Origin of the sequence: Paenarthrobacter sp. NyZ202 (assembly GCF_049860755.1) — a bacterium.
Lineage (GTDB): Bacteria > Actinomycetota > Actinomycetes > Actinomycetales > Micrococcaceae > Arthrobacter.
The window spans coordinates 353926-369105 of sequence record NZ_CP187556.1 but is presented as its reverse complement, the minus strand read 5'-3'; the positions used below and the strand labels follow the sequence as shown (position 1 = coordinate 369105).

At 62.6% G+C, this 15180-nt stretch carries 18 protein-coding genes; 11 read left to right on the top strand and 7 right to left on the bottom strand.

What is annotated here, in order from left to right; all coding sequences use genetic code 11:
• Nucleotides 1–53 precede the first annotated feature (53 nt).
• Nucleotides 54–329 carry an HPr family phosphocarrier protein gene (locus ACPFL9_RS01810; protein ID WP_426005472.1) on the top strand — a complete coding sequence of 92 codons (276 nt, stop codon included), beginning with the start codon at nt 54–56 and terminating at the stop codon, nt 327–329.
• Nucleotides 330–434: 105 nt separating this feature from the next.
• Here the strand turns inward: ACPFL9_RS01810 and ACPFL9_RS01805 are convergent, their stop codons facing one another.
• Nucleotides 435–1391 (bottom strand): DNA topoisomerase IB, encoded by a 957-nt coding sequence (locus tag ACPFL9_RS01805; protein WP_426005471.1) that lies wholly within the window; start codon nt 1389–1391, stop codon nt 435–437.
• Nucleotides 1392–1424: 33 nt separating this feature from the next.
• Entirely contained in the window at nt 1425–1904 is a 480-nt protein-coding gene (locus ACPFL9_RS01800; RefSeq protein WP_426005470.1) for a Dps family protein, read from the bottom strand.
• 307 nt (nt 1905–2211) lie between these two features.
• On the opposite strand from ACPFL9_RS01800, the gene ACPFL9_RS01795 reads away from it, so the two are divergent.
• Complete coding sequence (locus ACPFL9_RS01795) at nt 2212–2382, top strand: hypothetical protein (RefSeq protein ID WP_018778938.1); 171 nt, start codon at nt 2212–2214, stop codon at nt 2380–2382.
• Nucleotides 2383–2500: 118 nt separating this feature from the next.
• On the opposite strand, the gene ACPFL9_RS01790 is transcribed toward ACPFL9_RS01795, so the two are convergent.
• A complete protein-coding gene (locus tag ACPFL9_RS01790) occupies nt 2501–2692 on the bottom strand; it encodes a hypothetical protein (RefSeq protein ID WP_426005469.1) in 192 nt (63 codons plus the stop codon).
• A 115-nt stretch (nt 2693–2807) separates the two neighbouring features.
• On the opposite strand from ACPFL9_RS01790, the gene ACPFL9_RS01785 reads away from it, so the two are divergent.
• Genes ACPFL9_RS01785 through ACPFL9_RS01775 form a run of 3 tightly spaced genes read left to right on the top strand, consistent with a single transcriptional unit; the run spans nt 2808 to nt 4349 of the window.
• Nucleotides 2808–3347 carry a DUF6328 family protein gene (locus ACPFL9_RS01785; RefSeq protein WP_426005468.1) on the top strand — a complete coding sequence of 180 codons (540 nt, stop codon included), beginning with the start codon at nt 2808–2810 and terminating at the stop codon, nt 3345–3347.
• Between the two features lie 51 nt (nt 3348–3398).
• Nucleotides 3399–4061, top strand: coding sequence for a DUF6766 family protein (locus ACPFL9_RS01780; protein ID WP_426005467.1), 663 nt, complete (start codon nt 3399–3401; stop codon nt 4059–4061).
• Between the two features lie 21 nt (nt 4062–4082).
• Complete coding sequence (locus ACPFL9_RS01775) at nt 4083–4349, top strand: DUF7218 family protein (protein WP_426005466.1); 267 nt, start codon at nt 4083–4085, stop codon at nt 4347–4349.
• A gap of 3 nt (nt 4350–4352) precedes the next feature.
• On the opposite strand, the gene ACPFL9_RS01770 is transcribed toward ACPFL9_RS01775, so the two are convergent.
• On the bottom strand, nt 4353–5045 hold the full coding sequence (locus tag ACPFL9_RS01770) for a FadR/GntR family transcriptional regulator (protein ID WP_426005465.1): 693 nt from the start codon (nt 5043–5045) through the stop codon (nt 4353–4355).
• A 243-nt stretch (nt 5046–5288) separates the two neighbouring features.
• Here ACPFL9_RS01770 and ACPFL9_RS01765 point away from each other — a divergent pair, with 243 nt between their 5' ends.
• The 4 genes from ACPFL9_RS01765 to ACPFL9_RS01750 all read left to right on the top strand — a co-directional run bounded on the left by ACPFL9_RS01765 (nt 5289) and on the right by ACPFL9_RS01750 (nt 9676).
• On the top strand, nt 5289–6506 hold the full coding sequence (locus ACPFL9_RS01765; RefSeq protein WP_426005464.1) for an aminotransferase class V-fold PLP-dependent enzyme: 1218 nt from the start codon (nt 5289–5291) through the stop codon (nt 6504–6506).
• 66 nt (nt 6507–6572) lie between these two features.
• On the top strand, nt 6573–7868 hold the full coding sequence (locus ACPFL9_RS01760; protein ID WP_426005463.1) for an ABC transporter substrate-binding protein: 1296 nt from the start codon (nt 6573–6575) through the stop codon (nt 7866–7868).
• A 6-nt stretch (nt 7869–7874) separates the two neighbouring features.
• On the top strand, nt 7875–8843 hold the full coding sequence (locus ACPFL9_RS01755) for a carbohydrate ABC transporter permease (protein ID WP_426005462.1): 969 nt from the start codon (nt 7875–7877) through the stop codon (nt 8841–8843).
• The gene (locus ACPFL9_RS01750) at nt 8840–9676 is read left to right on the top strand and encodes a carbohydrate ABC transporter permease (protein WP_426005461.1); all 837 of its coding nucleotides are present in this window, start codon (nt 8840–8842) and stop codon (nt 9674–9676) included. Before ACPFL9_RS01755 ends, ACPFL9_RS01750 begins: the two co-directional genes overlap by 4 nt.
• 93 nt (nt 9677–9769) lie before the next feature.
• Here ACPFL9_RS01750 and ACPFL9_RS01745 read toward each other — a convergent pair whose 3' ends face one another.
• The gene (locus ACPFL9_RS01745) at nt 9770–10636 is read right to left on the bottom strand and encodes a Ku protein (RefSeq protein ID WP_426005460.1); all 867 of its coding nucleotides are present in this window, start codon (nt 10634–10636) and stop codon (nt 9770–9772) included.
• A gap of 38 nt (nt 10637–10674) precedes the next feature.
• Between ACPFL9_RS01745 and ACPFL9_RS01740 the strand changes: the two genes are divergently transcribed.
• Nucleotides 10675–13236 carry an ATP-dependent DNA ligase gene (locus ACPFL9_RS01740; protein ID WP_426005459.1) on the top strand — a complete coding sequence of 854 codons (2562 nt, stop codon included), beginning with the start codon at nt 10675–10677 and terminating at the stop codon, nt 13234–13236.
• A 78-nt stretch (nt 13237–13314) separates the two neighbouring features.
• Here the strand turns inward: ACPFL9_RS01740 and ACPFL9_RS01735 are convergent, their stop codons facing one another.
• Entirely contained in the window at nt 13315–13575 is a 261-nt protein-coding gene (locus tag ACPFL9_RS01735) for a hypothetical protein (protein WP_426005458.1), read from the bottom strand.
• A gap of 85 nt (nt 13576–13660) precedes the next feature.
• Entirely contained in the window at nt 13661–13867 is a 207-nt protein-coding gene (locus ACPFL9_RS01730; protein WP_426005457.1) for a hypothetical protein, read from the bottom strand.
• A 259-nt stretch (nt 13868–14126) separates the two neighbouring features.
• On the opposite strand from ACPFL9_RS01730, the gene ACPFL9_RS01725 reads away from it, so the two are divergent.
• The gene (locus ACPFL9_RS01725) at nt 14127–14909 is read left to right on the top strand and encodes a putative protein N(5)-glutamine methyltransferase (protein WP_426005456.1); all 783 of its coding nucleotides are present in this window, start codon (nt 14127–14129) and stop codon (nt 14907–14909) included.
• Nucleotides 14910–15180 lie beyond the last annotated feature (271 nt).

The window sequence follows — 15180 nt, the reverse complement described above, 5'->3', positions numbered from 1 at the left end:
CACCACCGTCACCCTGGACTTCCCACACCCACATCCCTATCCAAGGAGCACCAATGACTGAACGTACCGCCACCATCGCCAGCCGCGTCGGCCTCCACGCCCGCCCGGCAGCCATCTTCGCCGAGGCTGCAGGGGAACTTGACCTCGACGTGACCATTGCCCGCCAGGGTGAACCCGCCGATGACGCCATGGACGCGGCCAGCATCCTGTCCTTGATGAGCCTGGGCGCCGAGCACGGCGATGTCGTGGTGCTGCGTGCTGAAGGCGCGGGTGCGGACGAAGCCCTGGACCGCCTGGTGCAGATCCTCGAAACGGACCACGACGCCTAGAAGCACCGGCTCCTAAAAGCCTGGCCGCTCCCGGAGGATGCGGCCAGGCTTTTTTCGTTTAACGCCTGCGTCCAGACTGGCCTTTGCGTCCAGCAGCCACTTGCGTCAGCCCTGCTTGGAGATCAGGAATTCCGCGATGGAGGGCTCCGTTGGCTTCACGTCGAGGAGTTCACCGGAAAGATACGCTTCCACGATCCGCGGGTCCACGTAGGAGGTGCGCGCCACCGTGGGCGTGTTGCCCAGCAACCCGGCCGCCTCTTTCATGGCTTTGACCAAGGCCTGGGGGCGGGTCATGGTGCCTTCAGTCTTCAGGAGGCACAGCGCTGCGGCGGCAGTGCCCTTCCACGTCCGGAAGTCCTTTGAACTGTAGGCTTCACCGGCAATGCTCCGGAGGTACTCATTAACCATGGACCCGTCCAAGGGAACCCACGAGCCGTTGGCCTTGTAGGCCAACAGCCGCTCCTTGCCCGGCCTGCGGGAAAGGGGTTCGAGGAAGGCAGCCAGCGCTGGGTCATTAATGGAGGTGTCCCACCATTGGCCGCTCTTGCCGGGAAACTTCAGGCCGACGGCGTTGTCCTTGATCCTCGCGTGGCGGCACCGGAGGGTCGTCAGTCCGTAGGACCCGTTCTGCTTCATATAGCTTTCGGAGCCGACCCGCAGTGCTCCCAGATCCATGAGGCGGACAGCGGCAGCCAGGGTTTGTTGCCTGGGGTCGGAGGTGTCCTTCAAGTGCAGCGTCACGGTGCGCCGGATCGATGGGAAGGCCGAGCCCAGTTCGGCGGCGCGCTGGAATTTCTCGGTGTCCTTACGTTCGCGCCACCGGGGATGGTAGAGGTACTGGCTGCGTCCCGCGGCATCCACGCCCGTGGCCTGGATGTGCGCATTCTCGTAGGGACTGATCCAGACCTCGGTCCACGCAGGCGGGATCGCCAGCGCATTGATGCGCTGGCGATCCTCTTTGTCCAGGAGTGTCCCGTCCGGATGGCGGTAGCTGAAACCCTTGCCCGAACGGCGCCGCACGATGCCGGGCTTGGAAAGGTCACTGCGCCGAAGCCTGGCCATGGGTGCTCCGCGTGTCCGGTGCCGGGCCGCCGGTCAGGCTTCGTCCGGGTCCGTTACTGCGGCGCCGGCACCCATGATTTCTGCATTGATCATCCAGACCAACTGCTCAAGGCGGGCGATGAACTCATGCAGGAGGTCCGCCGTCGTGGGGTCTTCCTCATCCACCTCGTCATGGACGTCGCGCATGGTCTGGACGGCTCGTTCCACGCGGTCTGTGACCAGTTTGACGGCGTTCTTGGTGGAGACAAGGCCGCCCGGGAACTCCTCCAGCCGAGTGCCCTTGGCGATCGTGGCGCTGCGGCCGTCGGGGAGGGCGTGCAGTGCCCGCATGCGCTCCGCGGTGTCATCGGCAAACTGCCGCGTGGCCACCACAAGTTCATCCAACTGGAGGTGGAGGTCACGGAAGTTGGGGCCAACGATGTTCCAGTGGGCCTGCTTGCCTTGGAGCTGTAGCTCGATGAGGTCCGTCAGGACGATTTGAAGGTTGTCTGCAAGCTGCTGTGACGCTTTCATGTTTTCCTCTCGTGGACGGTCGCTTGGGCGAAAAACCATGCCGGCAAATTTCTTCACCAACAGGTCAATCATCAGGTGACGACTGCAATTACTCTTTCATAAGGATGCTTAGTAGTACAATGGAGAGTGTCGCTGTTCACAACTGGCGAACCCGCTCACCCGCGGGCCGCTGGCGGTGATAACGGCCAAATGGCACCCGGCGGCAGCAATGCACCGGGAACCGCAACAAAGAAATGAAGTAAGCAGGAATGCATAGTCAGGAATCCAGGAAGATCCCCGGGATTCCAAGGAAAGGAATGTGCTGACCATGAATACGCTTCTGATAATCGCTGGTGTAGTGGCAATTGTTCTTCTTCTGGTGGGCGGCTTCTCGCAGGCCCTCAACTGGCTGCTGTGGGTAGGCGTGGTCCTTCTGGTCATTGCCGCCATTGGCTGGCTGCTCAGCTTCATGTCCGGACGCAGGGGCCACACGGTTTAGAGCGGCGCCGCCAGGATTGACTCCTCAGGCGCCCCAAGCGCCACACCCCGGATGATCGCGGAACGCGAGGGCTGTCCCCCTGCAGCAGGCTTGCGGCACGGGGCAGCCCTCACGCTGCTCAGGCGTTGTCGTCCGGCGAAGCGCCGGTCCCTTCTTCGTCCGTACTTTCCGGTTCCGGAGAGCTCCCGGGTGCGGGCCGTTCCGGGGTTTCGCGTCCGGAGCCACCACCGGGCAATTCCTGCTCCGGTGTAGGTGTTCCGTAGCCGCCGGGTGCATCTTCCGGGTCGACGCGGTGTGGGTCCTGGCTCATTTCTTCCTCCTGGTAATTCCTGTGAGGCCCCGATAAAACACGAGGAATGCTGACAGTTCGACCGTAGTCCGGCGTTCCGTTGGCGTCCACCACATACCCAGCTGGAGGTGCACGAATGGTTGAGCCCGATCAGGCTCCCAGGACCGGCAGGAATGAATCCACCGAAGAGCGGATGGACCGCAATTGGATGGAATTGATCCAGGAATTACGGGTCCTGCAAACAGGCGTGCAGATCCTGGGAGGTTTCCTGCTGACCCTGCCGTTCCAGGAAAGATTCGAGGACCTGGACGATTGGCAGCGCGGGCTTTACCTCTTTAACGTCATGGCCGCCGCCCTCACCACGTCATTGATTGTGCTGCCCGTCAGCGTCCACCGCCGGCTGTTCCGCCAAGGCCTCAAGTCGACCCTCGTCTCCAGTGCCAACATCATCACCAAGTTCGCACTGTTCGGCGTGGCCATCCTCATTGTGGGATCAGCATCGCTGGTCTTCGATGTGGTGGCCGGTAGGACCGCCGGGCTGGTCTCCGGGGGTGTCATCATCCTGGTCCTGCTTGTCCTTGTCCTCGGGACACCGATCTGGCTCCACCGGCGGGCCCTTCGAAACCATGACAACGGTGACAGCGCTGATGAGGCGACAAACGGTAGGGAACGCTGACCCGTGCTGCGGCCAACAGAGCATCAGGAAGCCTCAACGAAAGGAGGACCGATGCGCCAATGGATGAAAGACCACGGCTTGCTGCTGGCAAACGCCGGCCTGTTCGTCGCCTTCCTGGGCGGCATGGTGGTGTCCGGGGCAGCCAGCTACAGCGAGGAGCAGCAAAGCCACGGACAGCCGCCACTGGGCGTCCTGGAGTACGTCGGCACAGGCCACTTTGTGGAGGCCGTGTTCGAGAACTGGGAATCCGAGTTCCTGCAGATGGCCATGTACGTGGTCCTGACCATTTTCCTCTTCCAGAAGGGCTCCTCTGAATCCAAGCCCGTGGATAAACCGGCACCGCAGGATGAGGATCCCCGGGAGGCCAAGCACACTCCCAAGACCCCCTGGCCCGTGCGCCGTGGAGGATGGGTCCTGAAAGTGTACGAGCACTCCCTCGCCGGCCTGTTTGCCCTGCTCTTCCTGGCATCGATCACGCTGCACGCCTTCGGAGGAACGGCGGCGTACAACGAGGAACAGGTCAGCCATGGGCTCCCGGAAGTGGGCCTGTGGGAGTATGTTGGTTCCAGCCAATTCTGGTTTGAGTCATTCCAAAACTGGCAGAGCGAATTCCTGGCCGTCGCCGTCCTCGTCGGCGCCTCCGTTTACCTGCGCCAGCGGGGCTCTCCGGAATCCAAGCCAGTGGCTGAACCACACAAGGAAACCGGAGCCTGATCGACCAGAGAAAGGAAAGACATGCCAGCCAGGAAGAATCCCAGCCTGAAGGATCCGGAGCTCTACGAGGAACTCCGGGAAGACGGTGCTTCCAAGGAAAAAGCCGCGCGCATCTCCAATGCCGCCGCAAACCAAGGCCGGAAGGAAATAGGACGCAAGGGCGGTAAATCCGGCGATTACGACGACTGGACGGTGGACAAGCTGAAAGCCCGCGCCAAGGAGCTCGGCATCACCGGCTACTCAGGGAAGAAGAAGTCGGAGATCATCTCCATGCTGCGGAACCACTGACAACTAGTCCTGAAGCCGCGGCGCGGGCCTGAGCTTTTTCAGCCACTGTTCGGTCTGGGCAATATGCGCCGCCATGGAGGTTGCCGCGAGCGTGGGATTGCGCTGGGCAATCGCGTCAACGATCGCGCGGTGTCCGTCGGTGCTGCCCTCGCGCACGGCGGTGCCAATGTCGCCGTCGAAGATGTGGAAGTGGCCCCCGCGCGAACGGAAGATGCCCACCAGGCCGGCTAGCGTGGAGTTGCCACTGGCACGGCAGATTTCTTCATGGAACCGGGAATCGTACTCCGAATACTCGGAAGGGTTGTCCGTGCCCTCCATGCTTTCCAGCAGCTCCGTGAGGGCAGCGACAGCGGCCGGGGTTGCATTGGCTGCCGCAGCGGCCGCCGCGTGGGACTCCATCAGCCTGCGGATCTCGAACAGTTCCAGCAGCCCGTCCAGGGGCAGCAGGTCCACCAGCAGGGCGAAGTTCTGGAGAATGACGGTAGGCTCCAGCGACGAGATGTAGGTCCCGGACCCGTGGCGCGACTCCATGATCCCCAGCGCCGACATCGCCCGGACAGCTTCCCGCAGGGAACTCCTGGATACCCCCAACTGTGCACAGAGCTCAGCCTCGGGGGGACATTTTTGCCCGGGCCCCAGCTCCCCGGATGCGATCTTGTTCCGCAGGCCCTGCATGGCCGTTTCAACTGCACCCACTGAGCCGCTCCCTCCAGACGTGTTACACGCTACCCCACCCAGGCAAGCGTGCGCCGGATCGTCATAGTGTCGGACTTTTCTCCAAAGACATCTTATCTCTCCGTCATGTTTTGAACCGTAGAGCCACTTAAGCGCTTTATTTCGCCAAAGTCCTCTGACTTCCTTGCAAAGTTGTCTGTTGTCTTGGCTGCTCCTGTGATGTAACTTACAGACAGTCCCGCCTCTTCAACCAAGAAGGCTTCTGTGTACCCAGCCAGCAACCTCACGGCACCGCATCCGATGACGACTCCGGATGGCAACCCGTCCATCTCCGACTGGAGCCTGACCCCACACAAGACCCACCTGAACCACGGTTCATATGGCTCAGTCCCACGGGCTGCCCAGGAAGTGCAGCTCCAACTCAAGGCCCGCATGGACGCCAATCCGTGCACCTGGTTCATGGGGCAGTACAGCGCCGTGGCCAAAGCCCGGGCACAGGTTGCCGGCTTCCTGGGAGTTGACGCGGGCCATACAGCCCTCGTCCTCAACGCGAGTGCCGGCATCAGCGCTGTCTACAACTCCCTGGACTTCGAGCACGGCGCGGAGATCGTCACCACAAGCCATGCTTACGGGGCCGTGCTGCACGGGGCCCACCGCATCGCGCGCAAGCACGGCGGCAGGGTCCGGATCGCCGACGTTCCGTTGGATGCAGACGCGGAGACCGTCTGCGCCCTGGTTCTGGCCGAAGTCAGCAGCAGGACGGCCCTCATCGTCGTTGACCAGATCACATCGGCAACTGCACGCGCCTTCCCGGTCGAGGCCATCGCGCGGGCCGCGGCCCCGCTCGGCATCCCGGTGTTGGTGGATGGAGCACACGCGCCTGGCATCGTGGAGTCACCCGTGCCCGACTTTGAGGGTTTCTGGGTGGGGAACCTGCACAAGTTTGCCTGCGCCCCCAGGGGAACGGCGGCACTTGTGTGCAGCGGCGACCGTGCTGCGGGCCTGGTGCCGCTCATCGACTCATGGGGATTCCCTTACCGCTTCCCCGAAAACTTTGACCACGTGGGAACCCAGGACGTTACCTCGTGGATGGCTGCCCACGCCTCTTTCGACACCATCGAGGAACGATACGGCTGGGGGACGTTCCGCAGCTACGCCGGCGGGCTGTGCGACTACGGCGCGTCGATCATTGGAGATGCTTTCACCGCGCACACCGGCGAGGACCACTCCGTGGAGGTCGGCATGCCCGTAGGTCCCCTGCGACTCCTCCGGCTGCCGAAGGGCCTTGCCACCACCCATGAGGATTCGCATAGCGTCCGGGAGCTCATCTCCGAACGGTGGGACTTTGAAACTGCCGTGACCACCTTCGCGGGTGAGGGCTTCCTTCGCCTTTCCGCGCATCTCTACAACTCGCCAAGTGATTACGAGGCCTTCGCGGAGAAGGCCGTTCCCGGGCTCGTGGAGCTTGCCCGATCCACTTGAGGAAACCACGCTGCGCCGCCAACCGGTGCAGGACCATCCATCACAACCATTCAACGGAGGACCCACGTGAAATCCAGATTTATGGCCACTGCCGCAGCAGGCCTTGCGGCTGTTCTTGCACTTGCCGGATGCGGCGGCGGCCAAAATGCTGCCGATGGCAAGGTCACCCTGAAAATGGTGGAAAGCCTCACCAACCCCACCAGGACGGAGACCCTGAAGAAGCTGATCTCCGGGTTCGAACAGGAGAACCCGGACATCAAGGTGGAGCTGATTTCGCCGCCCACGGATCAAGCCGACCAGAAGATCCAGCAGATGCTGCAGTCCGGCAAGGGGATCGACGTCGTGGAAGCCCGCGATATCACGGTGGGGTCCTTCGGAGCCAACAATTGGCTGTACGACATGACCAAGGACCTGGACGGCTGGGATGGCTGGAATAACCTGACAGAGAACGCCGTCACCTACTCCAAGCAAAACGGCAAGACCTACTACATTCCCTATGGTTTCTACGGCCTCTCCCTGTTCTACCGGTCGGACCTGGTCAAGGACGCCGGCTTTGACGGCCCGCCCAGCAGCTGGCCGGAGATGGCGAAGCAGGCCGAGGCCCTGAACAAGCCGTCAGAGAACAAGTTCGGCTACGCGTTCCGGGGTGGTACCAACGCCAACTCCAACGCCGTCGCCATCATCGAGGCCTATGTGGCCGATGAGATCGACCGGGAGAACGCCTTCAAGCTGACCAGCGGCAAGACGATCTTCTCCTCCCCCAAGGCCCAGGAAGCCATGGACCTCTACATCGACCTCTTCAAGAAGGGATCGCCGCCGTCGTCCGTGGCCTGGGGCTACCCGGAGATGGTCCAGGGCTTCAGCAATGGCTCCACGGCCTTCCTGCTGCAGGACCCCGAGGTCATCGCCACCGTCAAGGAGTCACAGGCCATCAAGCAGGACCAGTGGAATGTTGCGCCGTTGCTCGTAGGACCGGGCGGCAAGGCGATACAGCCAGTGGCTTCGGCCGGCTGGGGCATCGCACAGTCCTCCAACGCCAAACCGGAGGCAGTCAAGCTCATCAAGTACCTCGCCCAAGGTGACGCCGCCACCACATTCAGCAAGGACAACAGCCTTGTCCCCACGCTGAAGTCCGCCGCGCAGGACCCCTTCTACAGCACCGGCCCCTGGGCTGCCTACGTGAAAATGACGGAGAACCCCGACACCTACATCTCGGCCATCCAGCCACGCAGTGTTTCCTGGTGGACCGAGTGGATCAAGAAGTCCGACGGCGAACTTCAGCGGGTGCTCACCGGCCAGATGAGCACCGCCGACCTGCTGTCCAGCTGGGACACCTACTGGACAGAAAAGATGAAGGGCTAGCCGTTCATGAGCCTCGACGTCAAGCGGTCCACGTCGCCTCCCTCGGGGCGCAGGGACGTGCAGCGGGACCAGGGCAGTGGCGGCTCCAAGAGGCGGTTCAGCGGCCGGACAGCGCTGACCCTGCTGGCCTTCCTGGCACCGGCCGCCATATTCGTGGGGATCTTCACCTACTACCCCATGCTCGCCGGCAGCCAGATGGCCTTCCGGAACTGGAACCTGAACGACCTGTCCGATACGTCATGGGTTGGTTTCGGGAACTTCCAAAGCCTGTTCGACGCACCCGAGTTCGGAACAATCGTCCGCAACACCGTGGTGTGGGTTGTCGGCTCCCTGGTTCCCCAAGTGGTCATCGGCTTTGCCGTCGCCCTGTACCTGAAGCGGAAGTTCAGGATGCGCGGCGCCTACCAAGCCATGATCTTCTTTCCCTGGGCAGTTTCCGGTTTCCTCATCGGGATGCTGTTCCGCTGGATGTTCAACGCGGAATTCGGGGTGGTCAACGACCTCTTGATGAAATCCGGACTCATCAGCTCGCCCATCCCGTGGCTATCCGATCCGGGCTTTGCCATGGCGGCGATCATCATAGCCAACATCTGGTACGGCGTGACGTTCTTCGCCATCATGATCCTCGCTGCCCTGCAGTCGGTGTCCGACGAGATGTATGAGGCCGCCGCACTGGACGGCGCCGGCAAAGTACGGACGTTCTTCAGCATCACGCTGTCCAGCATCTCCACGACCCTCGCGCTGACCATCCTGCTGCGGGTGATTTGGATCTTCAACTTCCCGGACATCATCTTCGCGATGACCGGCGGCGGACCTGCGGACCAAACCCACATCATCACCACCTACATGATCAAAATTACCCAGGAAGGCGACTACGGCAAGGCTTCCGCCCTGGGATTGATCGTGATGGTCACCCTCATGCTGTTTGCAGCGTTCTACCTCATGGCTGTCCGGTTTCGAAAGGGAGCCCCATGATCAACAGTCCAACGCTCATAGGCCGCGTCTCAAAAGTTGTCTTCCTGGGCTTATGCCTGATCGTCACTGTCTTCCCGCTGTACTGGATCGTGGTGACCTCCCTCAAGGAGCCGGGAGCAATCTATTCGCTGCCGCTGGACTACTGGCCGCGGCAGTTGTCACTGGACAACTACATCGGGCTTTTCACGAAGTCGGACTTCGGCCAGTACATGCTCAACAGCCTGGTGGTGGCCCTGGTGGCCGCCTCGGTGGCCACGCTTATCTCGCTGCTCTCCGCCTACGTTCTGGCGCGGTTCCAGTTTTCCGGGCGCGGTGCAGTGCTGGGTGCTTTCCTCATCACGCAGATGATCCCCGGCTTCATTGCCCTGGGCCCGCTTTACCTGATGATGACCGATTTCGGCCTGGTCGATTCCAAAACCGGGCTGATCCTGATCTACATCGCCATCTGCATCCCGTTCTGCACCATCATGCTGCGGGGCTTTTTCGAGAACGTCCCGGACGCCTTGGAAGAGGCGGCCATGATCGATGGCTGTTCCAGGATGGGGGCGCTCTTCAGGGTTATCGTCCCGGTCATGCTGCCCGGCATCGCAGCCAGCTTTGTCTTCAACTTCGTCAATTGCTGGAACGAACTGTTCCTCTCGGTGACCCTGATGAACAGCGACAGCAACAAGACAATTCCGACGGCGTTGGCCGGCTTTATCTCCAGCTTCAACATCGATTGGGGTTCCATGTCCGCCGCCGCGGTCCTGACTGTGGTTCCCACGCTGGTGATCTTCGCCTTCGCCAGCAAGTTCATCGTCCAAGGCCTGACCGCCGGATCCGTCAAAGGCTAATCCCCCCGATTCACCCAACCAGGTCGCAGTTAAGCGCGTTTAGAGCCGTCTAAACGCGCTTAACTGCGACCCAGTTGGGTTTACGACGGCGGGTCACGCCTTTTTCTTGGCCCGCGTCTTGGGTTTGGCCGCAGTTTTGGTGGCGGCAGCGTCGTCGTCGGCGGCTTTTTCCTTGCCGCGCTTCTTGTCGAGGCTGCGCTTGAGGGCCTCCATGAGGTCGATGACGTCCCCACCTTCCCCTTCGCCTTCCACCGCACCGAAGGTGGCCTCGGTGTCCAGGGCCTCGCCCTTCTCCAGCTTGGCTTCGATGAGTGTCTTCAACTGGACCTGGTAGTCATCGGTGTACTCATCGGGGTCGAAGTCGTGGGCCATGGACTCCACCAGGGCGGAGGACATCTCAAGCTCCTTGTCCGAGATCTTGATGTCCGTCTCAAGGGACGGAAACTTGGCCTCGCGGACTTCGTCGCCCCACAGCAAGGCCTGCAGGAGCAGCACGTCGCCGCGGACACGCAGCGCGCCGAGCCGTGTCTTCTGGCGCAGCGCATACTGGACGATTGCGATCCTGTCCGTGTCCTCCAGTGTTTGCCTCAACAGCATGTAGGCCTTGGGCGACTTGGAGTCCGGCTCCAGGAAGTAGCTGCGTTCGTACATGATGGGGTCAAGCTGCTCGGCGGGGATAAACTCCACCACCTCGATCTCACGGCTGTTTTCCTCGGGAAGGGACTTCAGTTCAGCCGCTGTGAGGACCACAGTGCGGCCTTCTTCCTCGTAGGCCTTGTCGATGTCCTCGTAGGCAACAACCTCGCCGCAAATTTCACATTTCCGCTGGTAACGGATGCGCCCGCCGTCCTTATTGTGGACTTGATGGAGGCTGATGTCGTGGTCCTCCGTGGCGCTGTAGAGCTTCACTGGTACGTTGACCAGACCGAACGCGATAGATCCCTTCCATATGGCCCTCATGCACCCAGTCAACAGCACAAGCCAGCAGAGGAGAAGAGGTGGCAGTCAAGCAGAAGGAGCGTGTCGTCGTCGAGGGCCATGAACTGACCCTGACGAACCTGGGCAAGATCATCTACCCGGAGACAGGCACCACCAAGGCTGAAGTCCTTGCCTACTACGCAGCGGTTGCCGCGTTTCTCATCCCGGCGGCAGCCAACCGGCCCGTGACGCGCAAGCGGTGGGTCAACGGGGTAGGCACTGCAGAGAACCCCGGGCAGGTCTTCTTCCAGAAGAACCTGGAGGACTCGGCGCCCAAGTGGATTCCGCGCGCCACCATCCACCATTCGGACCACACCAATGACTATCCGATGGTCAACAACCTCGCCACGCTCACCTGGATGGCCCAGATCGCGTCGTTGGAAATCCATGTGCCGCAGTGGCAGGTGGATCCGGCCGGCAATCCGCTGCGCCCGGACCGTTTTGTGCTGGACCTTGACCCCGGCCCCGGCGCAGGCCTGCCCGAATGCGTGGAAGTGGCCAAACTCGCCCGGTCCATCCTGCAGGACATGGGCATGGACCCCGTTCCAGTGACCAGCGGCAGCAAGGGTATCCATCTCTACACGGGGCTGGAAGGCACGCTGAAATCAGAGCAGGTGTCCGCGTTCGCCCATGAGCTCGCCCGCGCCCTTGAGTCCGATCATCCGGACCTGGTGGTCAGCGACATGAAGAAGTCCCTCCGCCACGGCAAGGTCCTGGTGGACTGGAGCCAGAACAGCGGCAACAAGACCACGATCGTGCCCTACTCGCTCCGCGGCAAGGCGCACCCCACGGTAGCTGCACCACGCACGTGGCGGGAACTGGCCTCCCCCACGCTGGACCACCTTGACTTCACCGAGGTCATGAAGCGCGTCAGCACGGGGAAGGACCACTTTGCGCCGATTTCCTCGCGTCATCTCCCGCCGCACGGGGAAGATGAGGACGACGGCGGCACCTCCACGGGCGGCAGCGGCGCCTCCCGGCGGGGTACTCCGGGCGGCCGCGAGCGGGTAGTGACCGTTGAGGACCGTCTTTCCAAATATGTGGGAATGCGCGACCCGGGGAAGACTCCTGAACCTTTTCCGGCGTCGTCCTCCAACCGCGATGGCGGGCAGGCACCTGCCGCACGTTCATCAGAGCAGCCGAAACCCGGCGACCCGCCGCCTCCCGGAGGCATCTTCGTCATCCAGGAACATCACGCCCGCCGCTACCACCTGGACCTGCGGCTGGAGCGCGACGGCGTCCTGGCCTCGTGGGCACTGCCGCGCGGCGTGCCGGAAACGCCGGACCGGAACAACCTGGCCGTCCATACCGAAGACCATCCCATGGAATACGCAAACTTCGCGGGCGTCATCCCCAAGGGCGAATATGGGGCCGGGACCATGACCATTTGGGACCGGGGCGAGTACACCTGCGAGAAATGGCGTGAGGGGAAGGAAGTGATCGCCACCCTTACGGGCCAGCCCGGTGGCGGTCTGCAGGGCACCAAGCGCCTGGCCCTCATCAATACCGGCGACCGCTGGCTCATCCACCTGATGAAGGAACAACCCGGCGGCCGGAAGAAGCCCGCCGCGAAGGTGGCTCCGGAAACGAAGCCGCCACCCGCCGTCGGGCCTGAACCCATGCCGGCCTACACCCCTATGCTGGCAACCTCCGGAACCGTGGGGGAACTCCGCGGCGGCGGCTGGCTGTATGAACTGAAGTGGGACGGGATCCGGGCGATCATCACGGGCACCGGGAGCAGCATCCGCCTGACGAGCCGCAACGGAAACGACCTCACCGCGACCTACCCGGAGCTCACGGACCGGAAATGCTGGCCGCCGGGCGACTTCGTGGCGGACGGGGAGATCGTGGCGCTCGGCAAGGGAGCCCGCCCGGACTTTGGCCGGCTGCAGTTGCGGATGAACCTGGTCAAGGCTGCGGACATTGAAAGGGTCCGCGGGTCAGTCCCGGTGAGCCTGATGTTGTTCGACCTGTTGTACGACGGCGGCACCGACCTCAGCCGCCTGCCGTTCCGCGAACGTCGGGACCATCTGGCGGGCTTCGCCGGGAAGCTGCCAGGTGGCTGCGCAATCCACCTCTCCGAGGTCCTGGACCATGACGTGGACGACCTCATGGCGAGCGCCGCCGAACTGGGCCTGGAAGGGGTGATGGCCAAGAAGGCGGACAGCCCGTACGTGGTCGGACGCCGGAGCCGGGCGTGGTTGAAGCTCAAGCTCGAACAGAGCCAGGAAGTGGTGGTTGGCGGCTGGCGTGTTGGTGCCGGCGCCCGCAGCGGCACGTTCGGTGCCTTGCTGCTGGGCGTGCCCGACGGCGACAAACTGCGCTACGTGGGCCGGGTAGGAACCGGGTTCAAGGACTGGCAGCTGCGGGACATCATGGACAAGCTCGAGCCGCGGGAGATCCCGGAATCACCGTTTGCGGACATCCCGCGGGAGGACTCGGCCAATGCCCGCTGGGTGAAGCCCGAGCTTGTGGCGGAAGTGGCTTTCGGCAACTGGACGGGTCCCGGCCGGCTTCGGCACCCCGTGTGGCGGGGTTGGCGCCCGGACAAGTCGCCTTCCGACGTCAGCCAGCCCAACTAAGTCGCATTTGTGCGCGTTTTGAGCCCTCAAAACGCGCACTGCTGCGACCCAGTTGGGCTGGCTTGGGTTGGTGGGTGTTCAGGAGGAGTGCGGCATCTGGGGCCGGCTGGTGCGGTGGACCGCTGTTACTGCGGCGCCCTGGCCCATGCGGCCATGCGCCTGTTCCCGGTCCTTCGGGTGGCGGCGCTTGCCGTTGCCATCGGGCCACTGGTTCCCCGGAGTGCCGCCCAGGGCGACAGCCAAAGTTGCCGGTTCCGGCATGGGAGCCATGTCCATGGACTCCACCAAATGGTTGGCAACCTCAGGATCGATGTTTTCGGCTTCATGCTTGGCAGCCATGGTTCTTCCTTTCCACGCTGAAAATGAAGGGACTTCAATATTAGGGTGGTGCCTCGTTGCTTGTCTGCAGGAATTTGCCCGACAGCTACCAACGCACCTTCTTGACCGTTTTCGCTTGCTTGCCGCTCGCTGACGTTGGCTTGTGGCCCTTGCCCGTGCTTTGCCAGCCGCCAGGCGCGCCACCACCGGACTTGCTGGCGAGCATTGCACGCTGGGCTTCGGTCAGTTTGGAGCGGATGCCTCCGCTGGCGGGGGCATCCTTGGGGCTTTTGCTTGCGGGTGTGGCAGTCATATGCGGACTCCTTAAAAATGGTGAGTCCTGGAGAGGCGGGGGAACCATGGCGTCACGAGCGCACGATCCTTAACGGAAAATCACGTGCGGGAAGGCGTCGACAACGGGAACGGCATGGAGGCATGGCCTCTACAGGCGTGGATTCTTGGTCGGATGTAAACGGGCGAAAAGGCCGGTCTACTCAAAAATCAGTGTTCCCATGCGTCATACCCTAACTACCCTCTGCGGTGTTTGTGAACCCCTCGGCTAGCATTCCAGCATGACCGGGTCCTCCGCTATCGTCGAAAGGCTGCGTACGGCAGGCTGCGTTTTTGCCGAAGATGAGGCGCGGCTGCTGCTGGAAGCTGCCAACGGACGGGACCACCTTGAGCATCTGGTTGAACAGCGGGGCCAAGGATTCCCCTTGGAACACATCCTGGGCTGGGTGGACTTTTGCGGCAGCAGGATGATCATCCGGCCAGGTGTTTTCGTTCCGCGCCGGCGCACTGAATACCTTGTCCGGAAGGCGGCGCACCTCGTTGCCGCGCTGGGCAAGCCCGAGGCCGTCGTCGTGGACTTGTGCTGTGGTTCCGGCGCCATCGGCGCAGCCGTCAGCGACCTGGTGGGCGGCTGCGAGCTGTATGCGGCCGACATCGATCCAAACGCCGTGGCCTGCGCACGGCTTAACGTCCAGCCGCGGAGCGGACACGTCTTTGAAGGCGACCTCTATGACGCTCTTCCGCCCCGTCTTCGGGGCCGCGTGGAAGTGCTGGTGGTGAACGCACCGTATGTTCCCACGGACATGATCGCGCTGATGCCACCGGAGGCGCGCCTGCATGAGTCAGCGGCAGCGCTCGACGGCGGCACTGACGGTTTGGAGGTCCAGCGGCGGGTCGCCGGGGAGGCGGCTGAGTGGTTGGCACCGGGTGGCGCGCTGGTTCTGGAAACGTCATCCAGGCAGGCCGCCGGGACAGCCCGCGTGATGGCCGCCGCAGGGCTCGCGGCTGAGGTCTTCGTCGAAGACGAGGACGGTGCCACGGTGGTGGTCGCCTCCATCCCCTGACCCTGGGGCGACCCGTCAGTTTTTGGCGCACTAAACGGCCGTTTCGGTGGGCTAAGCCAAACAATTTGGTAACAACGTGCTCCGGAGGGCAAAAACGGGCCAACATCCGCGTCTTTACAGGGCAAAACCGGGCAATGAGATGCAACACAACTGGGCAATTTGCGTCCAGAAACGGCCCAAAAATCGGATCTCAACTCGGGTTTTGGGCACAAACCCCGTAAAATTGAACACCTGCCCAGAGCGGGGCAGCAGAAGTCGCAAGCAAATGACC